Source organism: Streptomyces sp. NPDC004561, from assembly GCF_053602155.1.
Map to the genome: position 1 here is coordinate 1 of NZ_JBSGDB010000142.1, position 19,354 is coordinate 19,354.

17 protein-coding genes and 1 pseudogene are annotated in these 19,354 nt (G+C 71.4%); 11 read left to right on the forward strand and 7 right to left on the reverse strand.

All coding sequences use genetic code 11. The annotated features are described in order from the left end of the window. The first annotated feature begins 150 nt into the window (after positions 1 to 150). Together ACWEN3_RS19990 and ACWEN3_RS19995 are read left to right on the forward strand one after the other, a co-directional pair. A complete protein-coding gene (locus ACWEN3_RS19990; protein ID WP_452972511.1) occupies positions 151 to 1,251 on the forward strand; it encodes a hypothetical protein in 1,101 nt (366 codons plus the stop codon). A 2-nt stretch (positions 1,252 to 1,253) separates the two neighbouring features. Continuing rightward, the gene (locus tag ACWEN3_RS19995; RefSeq protein WP_452972514.1) at positions 1,254 to 2,555 is read left to right on the forward strand and encodes a hypothetical protein; all 1,302 of its coding nucleotides are present in this window, start codon (positions 1,254 to 1,256) and stop codon (positions 2,553 to 2,555) included. Between the two features lie 81 nt (positions 2,556 to 2,636). On the opposite strand, the gene ACWEN3_RS20000 is transcribed toward ACWEN3_RS19995, so the two are convergent. Further along, the gene (locus ACWEN3_RS20000) at positions 2,637 to 4,142 is read right to left on the reverse strand and encodes an oligopeptide:H+ symporter (protein WP_452972517.1); all 1,506 of its coding nucleotides are present in this window, start codon (positions 4,140 to 4,142) and stop codon (positions 2,637 to 2,639) included. Between the two features lie 492 nt (positions 4,143 to 4,634). On the opposite strand from ACWEN3_RS20000, the gene ACWEN3_RS20005 reads away from it, so the two are divergent. Together ACWEN3_RS20005 and ACWEN3_RS20010 are read left to right on the forward strand one after the other, a co-directional pair. Beyond that, positions 4,635 to 5,312: a response regulator transcription factor gene (locus ACWEN3_RS20005; RefSeq protein WP_452972520.1), complete on the forward strand. Its 678-nt coding sequence runs from the start codon at positions 4,635 to 4,637 to the stop codon at positions 5,310 to 5,312. Positions 5,313 to 5,353: 41 nt separating this feature from the next. Continuing rightward, positions 5,354 to 6,625 carry an ATP-binding protein gene (locus ACWEN3_RS20010; RefSeq protein WP_452972523.1) on the forward strand — a complete coding sequence of 424 codons (1,272 nt, stop codon included), beginning with the start codon at positions 5,354 to 5,356 and terminating at the stop codon, positions 6,623 to 6,625. Between the two features lie 6 nt (positions 6,626 to 6,631). On the opposite strand, the gene ACWEN3_RS20015 is transcribed toward ACWEN3_RS20010, so the two are convergent. Then, positions 6,632 to 7,138, reverse strand: coding sequence for a GtrA family protein (locus tag ACWEN3_RS20015; protein ID WP_452972526.1), 507 nt, complete (start codon positions 7,136 to 7,138; stop codon positions 6,632 to 6,634). 182 nt (positions 7,139 to 7,320) lie between these two features. Here ACWEN3_RS20015 and ACWEN3_RS20020 point away from each other — a divergent pair, with 182 nt between their 5' ends. The 4 genes from ACWEN3_RS20020 to ACWEN3_RS20035 all read left to right on the forward strand — a co-directional run bounded on the left by ACWEN3_RS20020 (position 7,321) and on the right by ACWEN3_RS20035 (position 11,470). After that, complete coding sequence (locus ACWEN3_RS20020) at positions 7,321 to 8,460, forward strand: 5-(carboxyamino)imidazole ribonucleotide synthase (protein WP_452972529.1); 1,140 nt, start codon at positions 7,321 to 7,323, stop codon at positions 8,458 to 8,460. Beyond that, on the forward strand, positions 8,457 to 8,981 hold the full coding sequence (purE, locus tag ACWEN3_RS20025) for a 5-(carboxyamino)imidazole ribonucleotide mutase (protein WP_078611750.1): 525 nt from the start codon (positions 8,457 to 8,459) through the stop codon (positions 8,979 to 8,981). The genes ACWEN3_RS20020 and purE overlap by 4 nt, the downstream gene beginning before the upstream one ends. A gap of 5 nt (positions 8,982 to 8,986) precedes the next feature. Next, the gene (locus ACWEN3_RS20030; protein WP_452972533.1) at positions 8,987 to 10,165 is read left to right on the forward strand and encodes a dipeptidase; all 1,179 of its coding nucleotides are present in this window, start codon (positions 8,987 to 8,989) and stop codon (positions 10,163 to 10,165) included. A gap of 204 nt (positions 10,166 to 10,369) precedes the next feature. Further along, the gene (locus ACWEN3_RS20035) at positions 10,370 to 11,470 is read left to right on the forward strand and encodes a dipeptidase (RefSeq protein WP_452972537.1); all 1,101 of its coding nucleotides are present in this window, start codon (positions 10,370 to 10,372) and stop codon (positions 11,468 to 11,470) included. 13 nt (positions 11,471 to 11,483) lie between these two features. Here ACWEN3_RS20035 and ACWEN3_RS20040 read toward each other — a convergent pair whose 3' ends face one another. Both ACWEN3_RS20040 and ACWEN3_RS20045 read right to left on the reverse strand, forming a co-directional pair. Next, complete coding sequence (locus ACWEN3_RS20040; RefSeq protein WP_452972541.1) at positions 11,484 to 11,876, reverse strand: VOC family protein; 393 nt, start codon at positions 11,874 to 11,876, stop codon at positions 11,484 to 11,486. Positions 11,877 to 11,896: 20 nt separating this feature from the next. Continuing rightward, positions 11,897 to 12,256, reverse strand: coding sequence for a VOC family protein (locus ACWEN3_RS20045; RefSeq protein ID WP_452972544.1), 360 nt, complete (start codon positions 12,254 to 12,256; stop codon positions 11,897 to 11,899). A gap of 107 nt (positions 12,257 to 12,363) precedes the next feature. Between ACWEN3_RS20045 and ACWEN3_RS20050 the strand changes: the two genes are divergently transcribed. After that, positions 12,364 to 12,870, forward strand: coding sequence for a CGNR zinc finger domain-containing protein (locus ACWEN3_RS20050; RefSeq protein WP_452972547.1), 507 nt, complete (start codon positions 12,364 to 12,366; stop codon positions 12,868 to 12,870). Positions 12,871 to 12,988: 118 nt separating this feature from the next. On the opposite strand, the gene ACWEN3_RS20055 is transcribed toward ACWEN3_RS20050, so the two are convergent. Beyond that, positions 12,989 to 14,332, reverse strand: a complete 1,344-nt coding sequence (locus ACWEN3_RS20055) for a UDP-glucose dehydrogenase family protein (protein WP_452972550.1) — start codon at positions 14,330 to 14,332, stop codon at positions 12,989 to 12,991. 180 nt (positions 14,333 to 14,512) lie between these two features. Between ACWEN3_RS20055 and ACWEN3_RS20060 the strand changes: the two genes are divergently transcribed. Then, positions 14,513 to 15,670 (forward strand): acyl-CoA dehydrogenase family protein, encoded by a 1,158-nt coding sequence (locus tag ACWEN3_RS20060; protein WP_452972553.1) that lies wholly within the window; start codon positions 14,513 to 14,515, stop codon positions 15,668 to 15,670. A gap of 160 nt (positions 15,671 to 15,830) precedes the next feature. Then, on the forward strand, positions 15,831 to 16,193 hold the full coding sequence (locus tag ACWEN3_RS20065; protein ID WP_452972556.1) for a four-helix bundle copper-binding protein: 363 nt from the start codon (positions 15,831 to 15,833) through the stop codon (positions 16,191 to 16,193). 77 nt (positions 16,194 to 16,270) lie between these two features. Here ACWEN3_RS20065 and ACWEN3_RS20070 read toward each other — a convergent pair. Continuing rightward, positions 16,271 to 17,882: pseudogene (locus ACWEN3_RS20070) on the reverse strand (LCP family protein). A 236-nt stretch (positions 17,883 to 18,118) separates the two neighbouring features. Continuing rightward, on the reverse strand, positions 18,119 to 19,354 hold a 1,236-nt coding region (locus ACWEN3_RS20075; protein ID WP_452972558.1), incomplete at its 5' end, for an LCP family protein.

Consider the following 19,354-nt stretch of genomic DNA (forward strand, 5'->3'; position numbering starts at 1 on the left):
CTGTTTGGCGGTGCGTCTCTCGTCCTTTCGTGTGGTGGGCCTGGCGGGTGGGCGGGCAGCGGCGATGGCACCGGCCGACGATCAACGAACTGGCCCGCCCGCGGACGACGGACAGCCGTGCGGGGAAGCCGAGTTGACGGGAGCGGTGTCGTGAGGCGGATCGTGGTCCTGGCGGTCGTCGCGCTGCTCCTGCTGCCGCTCGCGGGCCCGGCGGCGGCGGACGGCCCGGCCGTGCGGCTGTCGGCCACCCAGGCCGGCGCCGGCGGTTCGGTCACCGTCAGCGGCACCGGCTGGCGGCCGCGCACCCTCCTGATGCTGCTGGTCTGCGGGCGGGCCGCACCCTCCCGGGGCGTCATCGGCGGCACCAACTCCTGCGCCAACGGCGACGGGCGGGCCGTGACCACCGACGCCCGGGGCGCCTTCGACAGGAAGCTGCCCGTCGCCGAACCGCCCGTGCCCTGCCCCTGCGTCGTGCACGTGGCCACCGTCACCGGAGCGGGCGCCGAGGCGGACGCCGTCCTCCAGGTCGCCGGGCACCCCGTCGCCCCGCTGCCCGCCGAACCCTCCGGCGGCCGGCTGTCGATCCTCTCCGACACCCGGCTGACCGGCTCCGGCTCCCTGCTGACCTGGTTCGGCGCCCCTCCGGACCGCACCCTCGTCTTCACCGCCGGCAACCTCGGCGGCGGCCCCGTCAAGGACCCGGTCTTCCAGGTCGGCACCGCGCACGGCGTCTTCGCCCCGCAGTGGGACGACCGGCAGTGGCACGGCACCCTGGAGCCCGGAAAGAAGGCGCAGATCGAGCTGCCGGTCGAACTGTCCGCCGGGGCGCACGGCGACTACACCGTGTCCGTCAAGTACGGCGGCCGGGTCCTCGCAGAGCAGCCGTGGGGCGTGAGCCGCCCGTGGGGCGTGACGCTGTTCTGGATCCTGCTCTGCCTGGTCGTACCGGCCGCGCTGTTCCGTGCCGGGATGGCCGTGGTGGACCGGGTACGGCCGCGCCGCCCGGGCGGTGTCCGCCACCGGCGCCCGGCCCTCCTCCGTCCTCGGCTCGGCACGGGCGGGGGAAGCCCCCGCGCCCCCCGCCTTCCCGCGCTCCGCTCCCGCGCCTTCGCGCCCCCGCCCCCCACGACCCCGGCGCTGCCGTGGTTCGCCCCGGACTCCGCTCCCGGCGACCCGGCCGACCGGTTCTCCGCACCGCACGACGACAGCCCGACGAGTCCTACGACTCCCACCACGAAGGGACCCACGTGAGCATGCGAAGGAGAGGCACGGCGGCGGGCGCCGCGCTGGTGCTGAGCGGTGCGGGCGCCCTGCTGGGCCTGGCCGCCGCGCCCGCGCAGGCGGCCACGGTGGCGTTCGCCACGCACTGCGTGCCGCCCGCGGGCATCAGTCCGGTCGACGGCACCACGAAGGTCGAGATCACCGCGCCGGCCACCGCCAAGGTGGGCGACACGGTGGACATCGTGTGGAAGTTCGCGCAGGCCGCGTCCAAGAACCCGGACATCATCGACCTGCCCGCCAACTCGGTGCAGCCGTCCGGCGTCCTGAAGGCGGCCGGCGCGCAGACCGCCGACATCGCCATGCAGGGGCCGCGGCAGAACCCCGCGATCCCCAAGGGCGGCGACATGGTGCTGTCCGACATGAAGGGCAGCCTGAAGCTGACGGCGGCCGGCGAGGTGACGCTGACCCCGGACGCGTACACCGTCAACGCGATGTCGACCGACACCAGGTGCAGCCCGAAGGAGACCGTGCAGAAGGCGGCGACGATCCAGGTGACGGGGGACGGCGGCGGGACGTCCACGACCCCGGCCCCCTCGACGACACCCACGCGGACGACCACCCCGACCGGGTCGGCGACGCCCACGAGCAGCGCCACCGCCACCCCCACCGCGACCGGCGGCACCGGGCAGACGGACTTCACCGGCAAGGAGGTGCAGATCCCCTACGCCTGCAAGACCCCCATCGGCGACAAGAACGCGACCTCGCCGGTGCAGATCAACGCCCGGAAGAGCGGCGGGGACTACGACCTGACCGTGCAGTTCAAGAAGTCCGTGATGGACAGCCCCGCCGACATCCCGGCGAACTCCGTGAAGCCGTCCATGGAGGTCGTGCTGGGCGGCGCCGACAAGGGCACCGTGCACGTGGAGGGGCCGACGAACGCCAAGCCGATCAAGTCCGGCGACCCGATCGGGATCCCCGACCTCACCGGCGTCTACAAGCCCGGCGCGAGCGGCACCTCGACCCTGTCCCCGGGTGTCCTGACCGTCAAGGCGCTCGGAACGACGACGACGTGCACGCCGACCAGGACGGAGGTGTCCCTCACCCTGGACACCAGCCGGCAGCCGGGCGGCTCCTCCGGCGGCACGTCCACCTCCGGTGGTACGTCCACCTCCGGCGGCTCGGCCGGCGGCAGCACCACCGGCGGTTCCGGCGGCCTCGCCCAGACCGGCGCCGACGACCACGGCGCCCTGAAGGCCCTGGGCCTGGTGGCGGGCACCGCGATCCTGCTGGGCGGCGCGGTGTTCACGTTCATGCCGCGGCGCAGGGCGCGATAGCCGGCGCACGGCCCCGCACACACAGGAGGGCCGCCGCACCCGCGTGGGTGCGACGGCCCTCCGTCGGCCGACTCCGAACGACTAGTGGACGTCGCCCATCAGCTTGTTGACCTTGCTGCGGTACATCCACACCGCGACACCGGCGACCACGGCGAGCACGGCCTCCAGGGCGACGAAGCCCATCTTGTCGAGGTTGACCCCGCCGACGGCCGGGTTCGACAGCAGAGCGGTGATCGAGTCGCCCGCGGTGACCGCGAGGAACCAGACGCCCATCATCTGCGAGGCGTACTTCTGCGGCGCCATCTTCGTGGTCACGGACAGACCCACCGGGGACAGCGTCAGCTCACCGACGGTCTGCACGAAGTAGATCGCGACCAGCCACATCGCCGCGGCCTTGTGACCGCCCTGGGCGATCGACAGCGGGGCGAGGAAGAGGAAGAACGACGCACCGACCAGCACCAGGCCGGAGGAGAACTTCACGATCGTGCTCGGCTCCTTGCCGCGCCGGTTCAGCCACAGCCACAGCCAGGCGAAGACGGGCGCCAGGGCCATGATCATGACCGGGTTGACCGACTGGTACCAGGAGACCGGGAAGTTCCAGCCGAGGATCGAGTTCTTGGCGCTGCTGTCGGCGAACAGCGACAGGGTCGAGCCGCCCTGGTCGTAGATCATCCAGAAGACGGCGGCGGCCACGAAGAACCAGACGTACGCCGACACCTTCGAACGCTCGGCCGCGTCCAGGTCCTTGTCGCGGCGGATGCGCGCGATGACGATGATCGGCACGATCAGGCCGATGAGGGTCAGCGGGATCAGCGCCCAGTTCAGGGTGAAGTGGCCGGAGAAGCCGACGACGCCGTAGAAGACCGCGGCGATCGCGAGCCAGATCAGGCCCTTGCGCAGCGTGGCGGCCTTCTCCTGGGCCGACAGCGGCGTGGGGACGACGCTGCTCTGCTCGCTCAGGTGACGGCTGCCGAGCAGGTACTGGGCCAGACCCAGCGCCATGCCGAGCGCGGCCAGCGCGAAGCCGAAGTGCCAGTTGACGTTCTCACCGACGGTGCCGATGACCAGCGGGGCGGCGAAGGCGCCCAGGTTGATGCCGATGTAGAAGAGGGTGAAGCCACCGTCACGGCGCGGGTCGTCCGGGCCCTTGTAGAGGTGGCCGACCATCGTGGAGATGTTGGCCTTGAGCAGACCGGAACCGATGGCGACGAGACCCAGGCCGACGAAGAAGCTCACGGCCGCCGGCAGCGCCAGGCACAGGTGGCCCAGCATGATGATCAGACCCGCGACCGCCACCGTCTTGCGGGGGCCGAGGAAGCGGTCGGCGACCCAGCCGCCGGGCAGGGCGAGCAGGTACACGAGCGACACGTACACCGAGTAGATGGCGGTCGCCGTGCCCGCGTTCAGGTGCAGCCCACCCGGGGCCACCAGGTACAGCGGGAGCAGCGCCCTCATGCCGTAGTAGGAGAACCGCTCCCACATCTCGGTCATGAAGAGAGTGGCCAGGCCGCGGGGGTGGCCGAAGAAGGTCTTCTCGGAGCCGGGGGTGCCCGGGCGGACCGAGTCCTTCGTCAGGCTGGACGCCATGGTCGTTCCTTGCTGGTCGGGACGCGCGTTGGAGCGTTGCGCCCGGTGGGGGGTCGGCCGGCACCGGCGGGGTCGGCCGTCCGCCCCCAACGCCCGGGGGGAGCCCGCTGCGGATCACGCGGCGGTGGACGGCGACCACCGGGATCCACGCTCAGTGACGCGTCGGTGCGTCCGGAGCCCGGCCAGAGGTCATTCCTTTCAAGGCTGATCTTGATCAGCCCGCACACAAGAAGGACCTTCAGCGACAAGCGACCGCCAAAGGTCTTCGGGTGTACTACAGGCGTTCACGTCACTGTACGTCAGCACACTGCCGGATATGGAAGGACTTGAGACGCGGATCACAGGTGTCGAAGGAACCGCACGACCGAATTCGAAGGTCTCTCCTACCATCGCATCCCCGGAGCGATGGTTCGTACCAGCGGGCGGGGTAGGTAAGAAACCCTGGAACCGATCACACCCCGGCACCGCACGCGGGCGGTCTACCATCACCTCATGACCCGTGTACTGCTCGCCGAGGACGACGCGTCCATCTCGGAGCCGCTGGCCCGTGCCCTGCGCCGGGAAGGGTACGAGGTCGAGGTGCGTGAGGACGGACCCACCGCGCTCGACGCCGGAATGCAGGGCGGCGTCGACCTGGTCGTGCTGGACCTCGGCCTGCCCGGCATGGACGGCCTGGAGGTCGCCCGCCGGCTCCGCGCCGACGGCCACACCGTGCCGATCCTCATCCTGACCGCGCGGGCCGACGAGGTGGACACCGTCGTCGGCCTGGACGCGGGCGCCGACGACTACGTCACCAAGCCCTTCCGGCTCGCCGAACTGCTCGCCCGGGTACGGGCCCTGCTCCGGCGCGGTGCCTCCGAGCCGCAGCAGCCGCCGGCCACGCACGGGGTGCGGATCGACGTCGAGTCCCACCGTGCGTGGATGGGCGACGAGGAACTCCAGCTCACCGCCAAGGAGTTCGACCTGCTGCGGGTGCTGGTGCGGGACGCCGGCCGGGTCGTCACCCGGGACCAGCTGATGCGCGAGGTCTGGGACACCACCTGGTGGTCGTCGACCAAGACCCTCGACATGCACATCTCCTGGCTGCGCAAGAAGCTCGGCGACGACGCGGCGAACCCCCGCTACATCGCCACCGTACGAGGCGTGGGCTTCCGCTTCGAGAAGAGCTGAGCCCCCTCCCGGGGTCCAGCGATCACCGCAGGTAACGGAACATGCGCCGACGTCTCATCCAGTCCACCCTCGCCGTCGTCCTCGTGGTGATCGCCGTCTTCGGTATCTCGCTGGTGATCGTCGAGACGCGGACGATCAGCAACAGCGCCCAGGAGCGGGTGGAGTCCGAGGCGGTGCGGCTGGCCAGCATCGTGGACAGCCGGATCCTGGCCGCGGAGAACGTCAACGCCGACGTGCTGCGCAACCCGGTCAGCAAGGAGCAGTACGCGGTCATCCGCATGCCCGGCCAGGCGCCGATAGAGATCGGCACCAAGCCGCAGGGCGACGTCATCCACGCCACCCAGCAGGGCGAGGAGGGCGAGACCGTCACCGTGCAGGAGCCGCGCTCCGCGGTGACCCGCGAGGTCGGCCGGACCCTGCTGATCATCGGTCTGGTGGCGCTGCTCGCGGTGGTCGCGGCCGTGCTCCTCGCGGTACGGCAGGCCAACCGGCTGGCGTCCCCGCTGACCGACCTCGCCGAGACCGCCGAGCGGCTCGGCTCCGGCGACCCGCGCCCCCGGCACAAGCGCTACGGCGTCCCCGAGCTGGACCGGGTCGCCGATGTGCTGGACTCCTCCGCCGAGCGGATCGGGCGCATGCTGACCGCCGAGCGGCGCCTCGCGGCCGACGCCTCGCACCAACTGCGCACGCCTCTGACCGCGCTGTCCATGCGGCTGGAGGAGATCACCCTGACCGATGACCCGGACATCGTGAAGGAGGAGGCGAACGTCGCGCTCACCCAGGTCGAGCGCCTCACCGACGTGGTGGAGCGGCTGCTGACGAACTCCCGCGACCCGCGTACCGGCTCCGCCGTCAGCTTCGACCTGGACGAGGTCATCCAGCAGCAGCTCGCCGAGTGGCGGCCCGCCTACCGCAGCGCCGGCCGGGCCATCGTCAGCTCCGGCAAGCGGCATCTGCAGGCCGTCGGCACCCCGGGGGCGGTCGCCCAGGTGCTGGCCGCACTGATCGAGAACTCGCTGATGCACGGCGGCGGGACCGTCGCCCTGCGTACCCGGGTCACCGGCAACCAGGCCGTGGTCGAGGTCACCGACGAGGGCCCCGGCGTCCCGGCCGACCTCGGCGCGCGGATCTTCGAGCGCACGATCAGCGGACGGAACTCCACGGGGATCGGCCTGGCCGTCGCCCGGGACCTCGCCGAGGCCGACGGCGGCCGCCTGGAGCTCCTCCAGGCCCAGCCGCCGGTCTTCGGACTGTTCCTCTCGCGCACACCCCCGGCCCGCAAGCCGGACGAGGACCACCCGATGGTGCGCTGAGTCCCGTTACGGGACGCGCTGGGTGGGGCGGGACTTCCCGGTCCCCGGCGTGCCGGACTCGGCCACGAGGATCGACTCCGCCTCCTGCGCCGGAAGCGCGCGGAACACCCAGGTGCGGTACGACCAGAACCGGAACAGGGTGGCGATGCCGATGCCGAGGAACTTGAAGACATTGCTCTGCAGTGGGCTGTCCCAGCCGAAGCCGTAGGTGGCCAGGTACAGCACGCCGTTCTCGATCACCAGACCGATCGCGCTGAAGAACAGGAACAGGGTGAGTTCCTTGGTGCGGCCGCTCTTCTCGCGGTCCCGGTACGTCCAGTAACGGAAGCCGACGTAGTTGAAGGCGATGGCGACCACGGTCGCGATGATGCTCGCGCGGACCACCGGCAGGTCGGAGACATGCCTCACCAGGTTGAACACACCGAGATTGACAAGAACGCCGGCGCCGCCGACGGCGCCGAACTTGGCCAACTCGCCCACGAGCCGTTGCAGCCCCGAGGAACGTTGTTCCATGGTGTTGCAGCTCCCGTCGGTAGGTTTCGTCAACCACGCCATGCTATCCAGGTGAACCCGCCGCCGCCTGTGGACCAGGCCATGACCGGGAAACAGGTCGGAAAGAGACCGGAAAGCGGCGGGTAAGAGTCCCGGGCGGGGACGTGATCCGGCGGCTCCGGCGCGGCCGATACGCTATAGGTGTGACGTTCCCGGTAGTCGGCATGGTCGGCGGGGGGCAGCTCGCGCGTATGACGCACGAGGCGGGCATCCCGTTGGGCATCAGGTTCAAGCTTCTCAGTGACACCCCTCAGGATTCCGCGGCGCAGGTCGTGCACGATGTCGTCATCGGCGACTATCGCGACCTGGACACGCTGCGAGAGTTCGCGCGCGGCTGTGACGTGATCACCTTCGATCACGAGCACGTGCCGACCGAGCACCTCGAAGCCCTGGAGGCGGACGGCATCCCCGTGCGCCCGGGGCCCGAGGCGCTGGTGCACGCCCAGGACAAGGGGGTGATGCGCGCCAGGCTCGACGCGATCGGCATCCCGTGCCCACGGCACCGGATCGTCGCCGACCCGGCCGACGTGGCCGCGTTCGCGGCCGAGGGCGACGGGTTCCCGGTGGTCCTCAAGACCGTCCGGGGCGGCTACGACGGCAAGGGCGTGTGGGTCGTCGACTCCGCCGAGGAGGCCGCCGAGCCGTTCCGGGCGGGCGTGCCGGTCCTCGCCGAGGAGAAGGTCGACTACGTCCGCGAGCTGGCCGCCAACGTCGTCCGCTCCCCGCACGGCCAGGCCGTCGCCTACCCGGTGGTGGAGTCCCGGCAGGTCGACGGCGTGTGCGACACCGTGATCGCGCCCGCTCCCGACCTGGCGGAGGACCTGGCGCTCAGGGCCGAGGAGATGGCCCTGACCATCGCCAAGGAACTGGGCGTCGTAGGGCACCTCGCCGTGGAGCTGTTCCAGACGCGCGACGGCCGCATCCTCGTCAACGAACTGGCGATGCGCCCGCACAACTCCGGCCACTGGAGCCAGGACGGCGCGATCACGTCCCAGTTCGCCAACCACGTCCGCGCGGTCCTCGACCTCCCGCTGGGCGACCCGCGGCCGCGCGCCAGGTGGACGGTCATGGTCAACGTCCTGGGCGGCGACTACCCGGACATGTACTCCGCGTACCTGCACTGCATGGCCCGCGACCCCAAGCTCAAGATCCACATGTACGGCAAGGACGTGAAGCCCGGCCGTAAGGTCGGACACGTCAACACCTACGGCGACGACCTGGACGACGTGCTGGAGCGCGCCCGTCACGCAGCCGGCTACCTGAGAGGCACGATCACCGAATGAGCCCCGTTGTAGGCATCGTCATGGGGTCGGACTCCGACTGGCCCGTCATGGAAGCCGCCGCCAAGGCCCTGGACGAGTTCGAGATCGCGTACGAGGTCGACGTCGTCTCCGCGCACCGCATGCCCCGCGAGATGATCACCTACGGTGAGCAGGCCGCCGACCGCGGCCTGAAGGTGATCATCGCCGGTGCCGGGGGCGCCGCCCATCTGCCGGGCATGCTCGCCTCCGTCACCCCGCTGCCGGTCATCGGCGTGCCCGTGCCGCTGAAGTACCTCGACGGCATGGACTCCCTGCTGTCGATCGTGCAGATGCCGGCCGGTGTCCCGGTCGCCACGGTCTCCGTCGCCGGCGCCCGCAACGCCGGCCTCCTCGCGGCCCGCATCCTCGCCACGCATGACGAGGACCTGCTGCACCGGATGCGCGACTTCCAGCAGGACCTCAACGACCAGGCCACCGAGAAGGGCAAGCGGCTGCGCTCCAAGGTCGAGGGCGCGGGCAGCGGCTTCGGCTTCGGGAAGTGACCGCCGTGGCGTCCCTTGACGAGGCCCGCGAGCTGCTGCGCGAGTTCCCGGTCGTCGACGGCCACAACGACCTGCCGTGGGCGCTGCGCATGAAGGCCGGCTACGACCTGGACACCCTGGACATCGCCGAGCCCCAGAACGCGAGCCTGCACACCGACCTGCCCCGGCTGCGCGACGGCGGGGTCGGCGCCCAGTACTGGTCGGTGTTCGTGCCCGCCGACCTGCCCGGGGCGGTCGCCGCGACGCTGGAGCAGATCGACTGCGTCCGGCAGATGCTGGCCCGCTACCCCGCGGACCTGGCGCCCGCGCTGACGGCCGCGGACATGGAGACGGCGCGCGCGGACGGCCGTATCGCCTCGCTGATGGGCGCCGAGGGCGGCCACTCCATCGCCAACTCGCTCGGCACCCTGCGCTGCCTGTACGGGCTCGGCGTGCGCTATCTGACGCTCACCCACAACCACAACGTGGACTGGGCGGACTCCGCGACCGACGAGCCGAGGGCCGGGGGCCTGACCGCCTTCGGCCGCGAGGTGGTCCGGGAGATGAACCGGCTCGGCATGCTGGTCGACCTCTCCCACGTGGCCCCCACCACCATGCGGGACGCGCTGGACGCCACCTCGGCGCCGGTGGTCTTCTCGCACTCCTCCGCCCGCGCGGTGTGCGACCACCCCCGCAACATCCCCGACGACGTCCTGGAGCGGCTGCCCGCCAACGGCGGCGTCGCCATGGCGACGTTCGTCCCGAAGTTCGTGCTCCAGGCGGCCGTGGACTGGACGGCCGCGGCCGACGAGAACCTGCGCGCCCACGGCCTGCACCACCTGGACAGCGGCCCCGAGGCGATGAAGCTCCACCGCGCCTTCGAGGAGCGCAACCCGCGCCCGGTCGCCACGGTGTCGACGGTGGCGGACCACCTGGACCACATGCGCGAGATCGCCGGCATCGACCACATCGGCGTGGGCGGCGACTACGACGGCACCGTGTTCACCCCGGACGGCCTCAACGACGTCTCCGGCTATCCGAACCTGCTCGCCGAGCTGCTGGACCGCGGCTGGTCCAAGGCCGACCTGGCCAAGCTGACCTGGCAGAACGCGGTACGGGTGCTGGGCGCGGCGGAGGACGTGGCCCGCGGCCTCCAGGCCACGCACGCGCCCTCCAACGCCACCATCGAGTCCCTCGACGGCTGACCGGCACGGGGCGGGCGGGACAGCCGTCCGCCCCGCCCCGCGCACCCGAAGCACCAGTCCCGTACGACGTGATCGGAGAGACCGGAGGGGCCTGAGCGGCGTACCCCCGAACGCCCCACTCACCAGGAAGCTCTTCTTCCCTCCGTGCGACGGTGGCCCTACGCCCCACCACGACGCAGCTCACGACGACGTACGGAGCCCGCCATGGCCGACCTGCAGGACGACATCCCCCTCACGGCCGAGGTCGGCGAGGACGAGGACCTGCCGGACGACCCCTTCGCCGAGGACCCGTCCGGCGACACCCTGCGGCGGGCGAACGACCTGCTGGCCGCCCACCCGGTGGCCGACGGCTACAGCGGCCTGCCCTGGACCCTGCGCCATCTCCCCTGCTACGACCTGGAGCTGGGCGAGGCCGCCGTCGACACCGACGTGCCCCGGCTGCGCGAGGGACATGTCGGCGCCCTGTTCTGGTCGCTGCACCTGCCGGACGGGACCGGCGCCGGCCACGCGGCGACGGCCACCCTGGAACAGCTGGACCTGGTGCGCGCGGTGGCCGAGGGGCACCCGGAAGGACTGCGGCTGGCGCGCACCGCGGGCGAGCTCATCGACGCCCGCAACTGCGGCCGGGTCGCGGTCGTGCTGGGCCCCGCGCCCGGTGCCGCGCTGGACGACTCCCTCGCCCTCCTGCGCATCCTGCACCTCCTCGGCCTGCGCGTGCTCACCCTCGCGGGCACGGCCTGGGCCGGCGGGGCGGGGCTGACCCGGTTCGGTGAGGAGGTCGTCCGCGAGATGAACCGGCTCGGCGTCCTCGCCGACCTCTCGGGCGCGTCCGACGCCACCGCGGCACGCACCGTGGCCCTGTCCCGGGCACCCGTGCTGTGCACCCGCTCCGCGGCCCGCGCCCTGCGCCCGCACCCCGCCAACCTGCCCGACGACCTGCTCGCCGCGCTCGGCGAGGCCAGGGGCCTGTGCATGGTGCCGCTGACCGCCGAGCAGACCGGTACGACCGTCCGGGACGTCGCCGACCACCTCGACCACGTCCGCGACGTGGCCGGCCCCGAATCCGTGGGCCTGTCCGGCACCTACGACTCCGGGACCACCCACCCCCGTGACCTCGCCGACGCCTCCCGCTATCCGCACCTGATCGCCGAACTGTTCCGCCGCGGCTGGTCCGCGACCGAGCTGTCCCTGCTGACCTGGGGAAACGTGCAGCGGATGCTGCGCAGCGCCGAATGCGTCGCCCGGATCGTGCAGAACCGCCGGGAGGCGTCCACCGCGAGGATCGCGGACCTGGACGCCCCCTAGAACCAGGGGACCCTCACGGGTGCTCGATCCGGCACAGGCAGAAAGGATGCCCGGCGGGGTCGGCGTACACCTGGAAGTCTTTCTTCTCCCGGTCCTCCAGGTCCAGCGGCCGGGCGCCCAGCGCGAGCACCCGCTCATGGGCCGCGTCGACGTCCGCCCAGCTCGGGCCCGCGTCGAAGTCCAGGTGGAACTGCTGGCCGTTGCGGTCCGCGCGCGGCCATTCCGGCGGGACATACCCCTCGGCCCGCTGGAAGCCGAGCCGCGGGCCGCCCGGGATCTGCAGGACCACCCAGTCGTCGTCCTCGGGCTGCGGGCTGCCGCCGGCCACCGCCGCGTAGAAGGCGGCCAGCGCGTGCGGGTCGGGACAGTCGAGCACGACGTTACGGAATCGGGCGACGGGCGCCATGGTGTCCTCCTTCGGGACGCTCAGCATGCGCACAGGCAGAACGGGTGCCCTGCCGGGTCGGCGTAGACACGGAAGGTCCGCGCGCGGTCCTCGGCGTCCAGCGGCCGGGCCCCCAGCTCCAGCACCCCCCGCTCCGCCGCGTCCAGGTCCTCCACCACCAGGTCCAGATGGAACTGCTGCGAGTCGTCCGGAGCGGGCCACTTCGGCGGCACGAACCCGGGCGCCCGCTGGAAGGCCAGCGCCTGCCCGCCGGGCACCGCGAGGTCCACCCACTCCCCGTCGCCCTCCACCGTGCCGCCCAGCACATCGGCGTAGAAGCCGGCCAGCGCACGGGGGTCGGGACAGTCCAGGACCACGACACCGAGCTTGGCGAGAGCCATGACTACCTCCTCGTGTTACCCCTGGATGCGGGTAACCAGTAACGGTTACCGCATGCTCCCGCATCGGCGGTAACCTCGCAATCGAATTCCGGAGGTGACTCGCAGGCATGAGCGAGAGATCGGCCGCCCCCGGCGGCCTGGCCCTGATCGAGTCCCTGGTGAACACCCTGGACATCGAGACGGGACACGACTCGCTCGACACGGCGGACACCCGGGCGAGCCTCGGCATCACCGAGGACGAGGTGCCGGACGCGCGCGCCCTGCGCGAGTCGCTGCGGGCCGTGCTGCTGGCCCACGCCGGCCACCCGCCGCACCGCACGGTGACCCCGCTCGGCGAGCTGCTGTCCCGGGCCCCCCTGTACGTGGCCGTGGCGGACCACGACGGCTCCGCGGCCCTCGCCCCGGCCGACGGGGGGCCGCTGCTGTCCCGGGTCGCCGCCGCCGTCGCCGAGGCACTGGTCGCGGGCACCTGGACCCGGCTGAAGGCCTGCGTGGCCGACACCTGCCACTGGGCGTACTACGACCGCAGCCCCGCCGGACGCGGCCGCTGGTGCTCGATGCAGGTGTGCGGGGCCCGCGCGAAGATGCGCCGTTACCGTGCCAGGGAGCGGTGACGGCGCAGGACACGCGGAGTTCATCGGCCACGTATGTGTCCGATGGTGCAGAATGCGGGAAGACGCCGGTTCGGCCGACTGAGCCTCGGCCGAACCGGCGTCACCAGCGCCGTAGGTGCTATGCGGTCGGGCGGCCCATCGCCCGGTACGTCCAGCCGGCCCGCCGCCACAGCTCCGGGTCGAGGGCGTTGCGCCCGTCCAGGACCAGCCGGACCGCCGCCGCCTCGCCGAGCGCCGCCGGGTCCAGCTCCCGGAACTCCCGCCACTCGGTCAGGTGCAGCACGACGTCCGCGCCCCGGACCGCCTCCAGCGCCGAGTCGGCGTACCCCAGGGTCGGGAAGACCCTGCGGGCGTTGTCCATGCCCTTCGGGTCGTACACGGTCACCTGGCCGCCCTGGAGGTGGATCTGGCCGGCCACGTTCAGCGCGGGCGAGTCACGGACGTCGTCCGAGTCCGGCTTGAAGGTGGCGCCGAGCACCGCGACCCGCTTGCCGAGGAAGGAGCCGCCGCCGAGCGCCTCCCGGGTCATCTCCACCATCTGGCCGCGCCGGCGCATGTTGATGGAGTCGATCTCCCGCAGGAACGTCAGCGCCTGGTCCGCGCCCAGCTCACCGGCCCGCGCCATGAACGCCCGGATGTCCTTGGGCAGGCAGCCGCCGCCGAAGCCGATCCCGGCGCGCAGGAACTTCTTCCCGATCCGGTCGTCGTACCCGATGGCCTCCGCCAGCCTGGCCACGTCACCGCCCGCGGCCTCGCACACCTCCGCCATCGCGTTGATGAAGGAGATCTTGGTCGCCAGGAAGGAGTTCGCGGCGGTCTTCACCAGCTCGGCGGTCGGGAAGTCGGTGGCGACGAACGGGGTGCCGTCGCCGATCGGCGTCGCGTACACCTCGCGCAGCAGCTTCTCGGCCCGCTCGCTGCGCACCCCGGCCACGATCCGGTCCGGGTGCAGCGTGTCCTCGACGGCGAAGCCCTCGCGCAGGAACTCGGGGTTCCAGGCCAGCTCCGCGTCCGCGCCGGCCGGCGCGTGCTCGGACAGGTGGGCGGCCAGCCGCTCGGCGGAGCCGACGGGCACCGTCGACTTGCCGACGACCAGGGCGGGGCCGTGCAGGTGCGGGGCGAGGGAGGCGATCGCGGAGTCGACGTACGACATGTCGCACGCGTACTCGCCGTGCTTCTGCGGGGTGTTCACGCACACGAAGTGCACATCGCCGTAGGCTCCGACCTCGGCCCAGTCCGTGGTGAACCGCAGCCGGCCGGAGGATCCCTCGAAGCCCGCGACATGCCTGCGCAGCAGTTCCTCGAGCCCCGGCTCGTACATCGGGGTCTCACCGCGCTCCAGCATCGCGATCTTCTCGGGCACGACGTCCAGGCCCAGCACCTCGAACCCCAGCTCGGCCATGGCCGCGGCGTGCGTGGCGCCGAGGTACCCGGTGCCGATCACGGTGATCTTCAGGCTCATGGATGCGCTCCAGCTCGGGGACTCTCTCGTGCGGTGCCTGAGCATAGTCGGGCCTTTCACCGGGCAACTTTCCCGCTGTCGCCAAGCTCACGTAGGCGGCCGTGGGGCGGGCCTCTAAAATTTGAGTTACTTAACGGTAATTAGCGTCAGTATCACTGCGTCTTTGGAGCGTGAGAGACCGTGGCCGGATCGGCTGACTTCGACCTGTACCGCCCGTCCGAGGAGCACGACATGCTCCGGGACGCCGTCCGTTCCCTGGTCGAGGCGAAGATCGCGCCGTACGCCGCGGCGGTGGACGAGGAGGCCCGCTTCCCGCAGGAGGCCCTCGACGCCCTCGTCGCCAACGACCTCGCCGCCGTGCACGTCCCCGAGGAGTACGGCGGCGCCGGCGCCGACGCGCTCGCGACGGTCATCGTGATCGAGGAGGTGGCCCGCGCCTGCGTGTCCTCCTCCCTCATCCCGGCCGTGAACAAGCTGGGCTCGCTGCCGGTGATCCTCTCCGGCGGCGAGGACCTGAAGAAGAAGTACCTGACCCCGCTCGCCAGGGGCGAGGCGATGTTCTCGTACTGCCTCTCCGAGCCGGAGGCGGGCTCGGACGCGGTCGGCATGAAGACCAAGGCGGTCCGCGACGGCGACCACTGGATCCTCAACGGCGTGAAGCGCTGGATCACCAACGCGGGCGTGTCCGAGTACTACACGGTGATGGCCGTGACCGACCCGGAGAAGCGCTCCAAGGGCATCTCCGCGTTCGTCGTCGAGAAGTCCGACCCGGGTGTCTCCTTCGGCGCCCCGGAGAAGAAGCTCGGCATCAAGGGCTCCCCGACCCGCGAGGTCTACTTCGACAACGTCCGCATACCCGCCGACCGCATGATCGGCGAGGAGGGCACCGGCTTCGCCACGGCGATGAAGACCCTGGACCACACCCGCATCACCATCGCCGCCCAGGCCCTCGGTGTCGCGCAGGGCGCCCTCGACTACGCCAAGGGCTACGTCCAGGAGCGCAAGCAGTTCGGCAAGGCGATCGCCGACTTCCAGGGCATCCAGTTCATGCTCGCCGACATGTCCATGAAGATCTCGGCGGCCCGCGCCCTCACCTACCAGGCCGCGGCCGCCTCGGAGCGCGGCGACGCCGACCTCACCTACCTGGGCGCCGCCGCCAAGTGCTTCGCCTCGGACGTGGCGATGGAGGTCACCACCGACGCCGTCCAGCTCCTCGGCGGCTACGGCTACACCCGCGACTACCCGGTCGAGCGCATGATGCGCGACGCGAAGATCACGCAGATCTATGAGGGCACGAACCAGGTCCAGCGGATCGTGATGGCCCGCAACCTGCCGTAACCGGTCGCGGCTCGGGTTCTCCAGGAAGGCGCCCCACGGGGCGCCTTCCGTGCGTCCGGGCGGCCCTTACGACCGGTCGGTCACATGCGGGGTGGGCTGGGGGGACGTAGGACGGAAGCACACGGGGCCCGGCCCGGGCCCCCGCCTCCCAGGAGGAGCCATGACCCAGTCCGAAATGATGCCTGCCCTCACTCAGCAGATGCAGGACTGCATCGAGGCCTGCATGAACTGCCACAGCATGTGCGAGGAGTCCATGAGCGCCTGCATGCAGAAGGGTGGCCAGCAGCAGATGCGGGTCATGCGCGCGCTCATGGACTGCTCCGAGACGACTCGCATGTGCGCCGACATGATGATGCGGCGCTCGCCCATGTCCGCCGAGATGTGCATGCTCTGCGCCAAGGTCTGCGACATGTGCGCCGAGGCGTGTATGTCCATGCCGGACGACCAGCAGATGATGCGCTGTGCCGAGGCGTGTCGCCGCTGTGCGGAGACCTGCCGTGCGATGGCGGGCGTCGGCATGTGACCCAGGCCCCCTGACACCCCCAAGGGCACCCCGCGCGGGTGCCCTTGATTCCTTGTGGCCCGCCGCCTGGGCCCGGCTTACCAGGTGAATCCTTTCTGCACGTCCATGCAGGCGGCCTTCTCGTCGCCGGGGAGCACGGCCGCCGAGGAGGGCGCCTTCGTCGGCCGGGCGGGTGCCTTGTACGCGGTGCCGGCGCGCCAGTCGGAGCCCACGACCAGCGTGACGCCCGAGACGCCGGCCGACTCGCGCACCTGCTTCGGCGGAACCCCGAGCGCATCGGCAACCGCCTGGGCGTCGCCCCCCAGGCCGCCGCCGGGATAGAGCACGACGGTCGTGGGCTCCGAGACGGCCGTCGCGTCCGCCGCGGCCCGGGTGAACCCCTTGTCCCGCAGGACCTGGGAGACCGCGAGCGCCCGCCGGGGGCCGGCCGTCCGCTCCGGTGCCGTTGCGTACCTGCACCGCGATCCTGTCGTCCGGGTTCGCGGGAGTCCTCGTCTTCTCCTCGGTCCTCTTCTTCGCGCCGCGTCCGTCCAGCGGCGTGTCGTCGCGGACCATCGAGATGAGCTGGTCGGCGTCCTCGGGCGCGGGCACGAGCCGGTTGTGGTCCTGGGACCACTGCAGGGTCGGCAGCGTGGTCATCGTGATGCGCTGGGTGGGGACCCGCTTGAGATCCTCGGACAGGTCGTACAGCTTCTTGATCGTCCCCAGGCCGTCGTCGACCTTCAGCGCCTTGGTGGCGGTCTCCGCCAGGTCACGCATCGCGCCGGGGTCGTCCAGCGTCGCCTTCTCGCGCAGCTGACGCACCATCGCGTTCATGTACATGTGCTGGGCGTGGGTACGGCCGAGGTCGGTGCCGTCCTCGAAGCCGTAACGGGTGCGCAGCCACTGCAGGGCCTGGGGCCCCTTGACGTACGTGGTGCCCTTCTTCAGCTTCAGGCCCGAGCCGTGACCGTCGAAGGTGTGCGACCACACGTTCTGCTTGACGCAGACCGGGACGCCGCCGATGGCGCTCGCCATCGAGACCACGCCGGAGAAGTCGACCATCATGAAGTGATCGATATGGATCTTGGTCAGACTCTGCCAGGTGGCGACCGTGCAGCCGGGGCCCCCGCGGCCCAGCGAGTCGTTCGCCATGGCCAGGGTGGAGGCCGGGTACCTGCGGCCGGTGTGCGGGTCGGTGCACCGGGGGATCGGGATCATCGTGTCGCGCGGGAGGCTGATCACGGACATGTTGGTCCGGTCGGCCGAGACGTGCACCAGCATCTGCACGTCCGCCGGCGGCGGGCGGCCCACGTCCGCCCTGGACCCGCCGAGCTTGAGGTCCTCCGCGCTGTTGCGGCTGTCCGAGCCGATCAGCAGGACGTTCAGCGGGGTCTGGCCGTCGGCGTTCGGGGACGCCTTGGGCACGTCGGAGTCGCCCAGGTTGAGCCTGTCCTTCTCGATGTTGGCGTTGAGGTGCCGGTAGTAGAGGTAACCCGCGCCGGCGGTGCCGAGTACGACGACTGCCAGCGTCATCGCCGACCAGCGCAGTATCCGGCGCCCGGGGCGCGGCGATCCGGAGCCCGTGGGGCGTTCGCGGGCCCCGCTCCGCCGACGGCCGCCCCGTCCGTCCTTGGCCCCGCCCCCGTCGGGTGCGGCCTTCCGGGGGCGGGGTACCGCCCCCTCGCCGCGCACACTGCCTCGTGTCATGACCCTGACCCTCCCGCCCCCGGGCGGCACCACGGTCGTTCGTCGCGACGCGGTGCCGAGCCCCCCACAGACCCTTGGTCACAGGCGCGAACCGTGCTCGACCGGTGGGTCGTTCGCGCATGATCGCTCACAGTACGCGCCCGGACCGGTGCCGGGCGGCCTTCCCGGCGGCACGACGAACGGGGCGGGGAAGGGCACTCGGCCTTTCCCCGCCCCGAACTGCCGCTCCTGACGGCCTAGTTGCCGGAGACCGTCACCTTCTGGTCGTTGTTCAGCTCGTTCACCAGGGTCTTCACCTTCGACTTGTCCCACACGAGGTTGCCGCCGGTGGAGCCGGAGATGGGCATGTTCAGCGACGTGCCGTCACCGCCGTTGACACCCTTCATCGCCCAGAACATGGAGCCCAGGTCCCACAGGGACATGTCCTTGTCGACGATCAGGGAGTCCAGGCCCGCGCCCATGGTCGGATAGAACTTGAAGGGGTTCAGGATCGTCGCCGGGGTGGCCACCTGGTGGGCCAGCGCCGACAGGAACTTCTGCTGGTTCTTGGTGCGCTGCAGGTCGGACGCGGCGAACGCGTGCCGGGTACGCACGAAGGCGAGCGCCTGCTGGCCGTCGAGCGTCTGCTCGCCGGCCTTGAAGTCGGCGCCGGACCACTTGTCCTTGAAGCCCTTGTCGATGGTGATGTCGACGCCGCCGACCGCGTCCACGATGTTCGCGAAGCCCTGGAAGCCGATCTCCACGTAGTGGTCGATGTGCAGACCGGTGTTGTACTCGATCGTGCGGACCAGCAGCGTCGGGCCGTCCTCGGCGTAGGCCGCGTTCAGCTTCTCGTGCCGGCCTCTCGCCGGGTAGGTCTTCCCGGTGGTCGACCCCTGGTACGACGGGATCTCCACGTCCGAGTCACGCGGCAGCGAGACGAGCGTGTCGCCGTTGTCGCCGACGTGCAGGATCATCATCGAGTCCGTGCGCTTGCCCTGGGCGGCACCGGTGTGCAGTTTCTGCTCGTCCGCCCTGGTCATGCCCTCGCGGCTGTCCGAGCCGACGATCAGGTAGTTCGTGCCCGAGCCCGACTGCGGCCGGTCGATGACCTTCGACATGTCGACCTCGCGGCGCAGCTTGGAGTCGGCCCAGAAGTAGGTCCCGACCGATGTGACGATCAGCACGGTCGCCAGGGTGATCGCCGTCCACTTGATCCGCCGCCGCCAGTTCGGCGCGGGGCGCCCGGCGCCTTCCGGCCCGTCGCCCGGTCCGTAGCCGCCGGGGCTGCCGTAGACCTGGCCGCTGCTGTAGCCGCCGTCGTAGTCGTCGTAGCCGCCGCCGTCGTCGTAACCGCGGCCGTCGACGTACGTCGGCTGCTGCGGGAGGCCGCCGGGGGGCGGGGGGGGGGGCCGGGCGGGGGGGCCGCCGGACGCCCGGCGCGGGGCCCGAGCGGAGAGGGGGGGGGGGGGGGAGAGTGGTTGGTGTGACGT

What these genes read in the sequence shown, in the direction of transcription:
- ACWEN3_RS19995 (WP_452972514.1), top strand. Translation starts at nt 1,254, where the DNA reads ATGCGAAGGAGAGGCACGGCGGCGGGCGCCGCGCTGGTGCTGAGCGGT.
- ACWEN3_RS20010 (WP_452972523.1), top strand. Translation starts at nt 5,354, where the DNA reads ATGCGCCGACGTCTCATCCAGTCCACCCTCGCCGTCGTCCTCGTGGTG.
- ACWEN3_RS20040 (WP_452972541.1), bottom strand. Translation starts at nt 11,876, where the DNA reads ATGGCGCCCGTCGCCCGATTCCGTAACGTCGTGCTCGACTGTCCCGAC.
- ACWEN3_RS20015 (WP_452972526.1), bottom strand. Translation starts at nt 7,138, where the DNA reads ATGGAACAACGTTCCTCGGGGCTGCAACGGCTCGTGGGCGAGTTGGCC.
- ACWEN3_RS20000 (WP_452972517.1), bottom strand. Translation starts at nt 4,142, where the DNA reads ATGGCGTCCAGCCTGACGAAGGACTCGGTCCGCCCGGGCACCCCCGGC.
- ACWEN3_RS20005 (WP_452972520.1), top strand. Translation starts at nt 4,635, where the DNA reads ATGACCCGTGTACTGCTCGCCGAGGACGACGCGTCCATCTCGGAGCCG.
- purE (WP_078611750.1), top strand. Translation starts at nt 8,457, where the DNA reads ATGAGCCCCGTTGTAGGCATCGTCATGGGGTCGGACTCCGACTGGCCC.
- ACWEN3_RS20065 (WP_452972556.1), top strand. Translation starts at nt 15,831, where the DNA reads ATGACCCAGTCCGAAATGATGCCTGCCCTCACTCAGCAGATGCAGGAC.
- ACWEN3_RS20035 (WP_452972537.1), top strand. Translation starts at nt 10,370, where the DNA reads ATGGCCGACCTGCAGGACGACATCCCCCTCACGGCCGAGGTCGGCGAG.
- ACWEN3_RS20050 (WP_452972547.1), top strand. Translation starts at nt 12,364, where the DNA reads ATGAGCGAGAGATCGGCCGCCCCCGGCGGCCTGGCCCTGATCGAGTCC.
- ACWEN3_RS20045 (WP_452972544.1), bottom strand. Translation starts at nt 12,256, where the DNA reads ATGGCTCTCGCCAAGCTCGGTGTCGTGGTCCTGGACTGTCCCGACCCC.
- ACWEN3_RS20055 (WP_452972550.1), bottom strand. Translation starts at nt 14,332, where the DNA reads ATGAGCCTGAAGATCACCGTGATCGGCACCGGGTACCTCGGCGCCACG.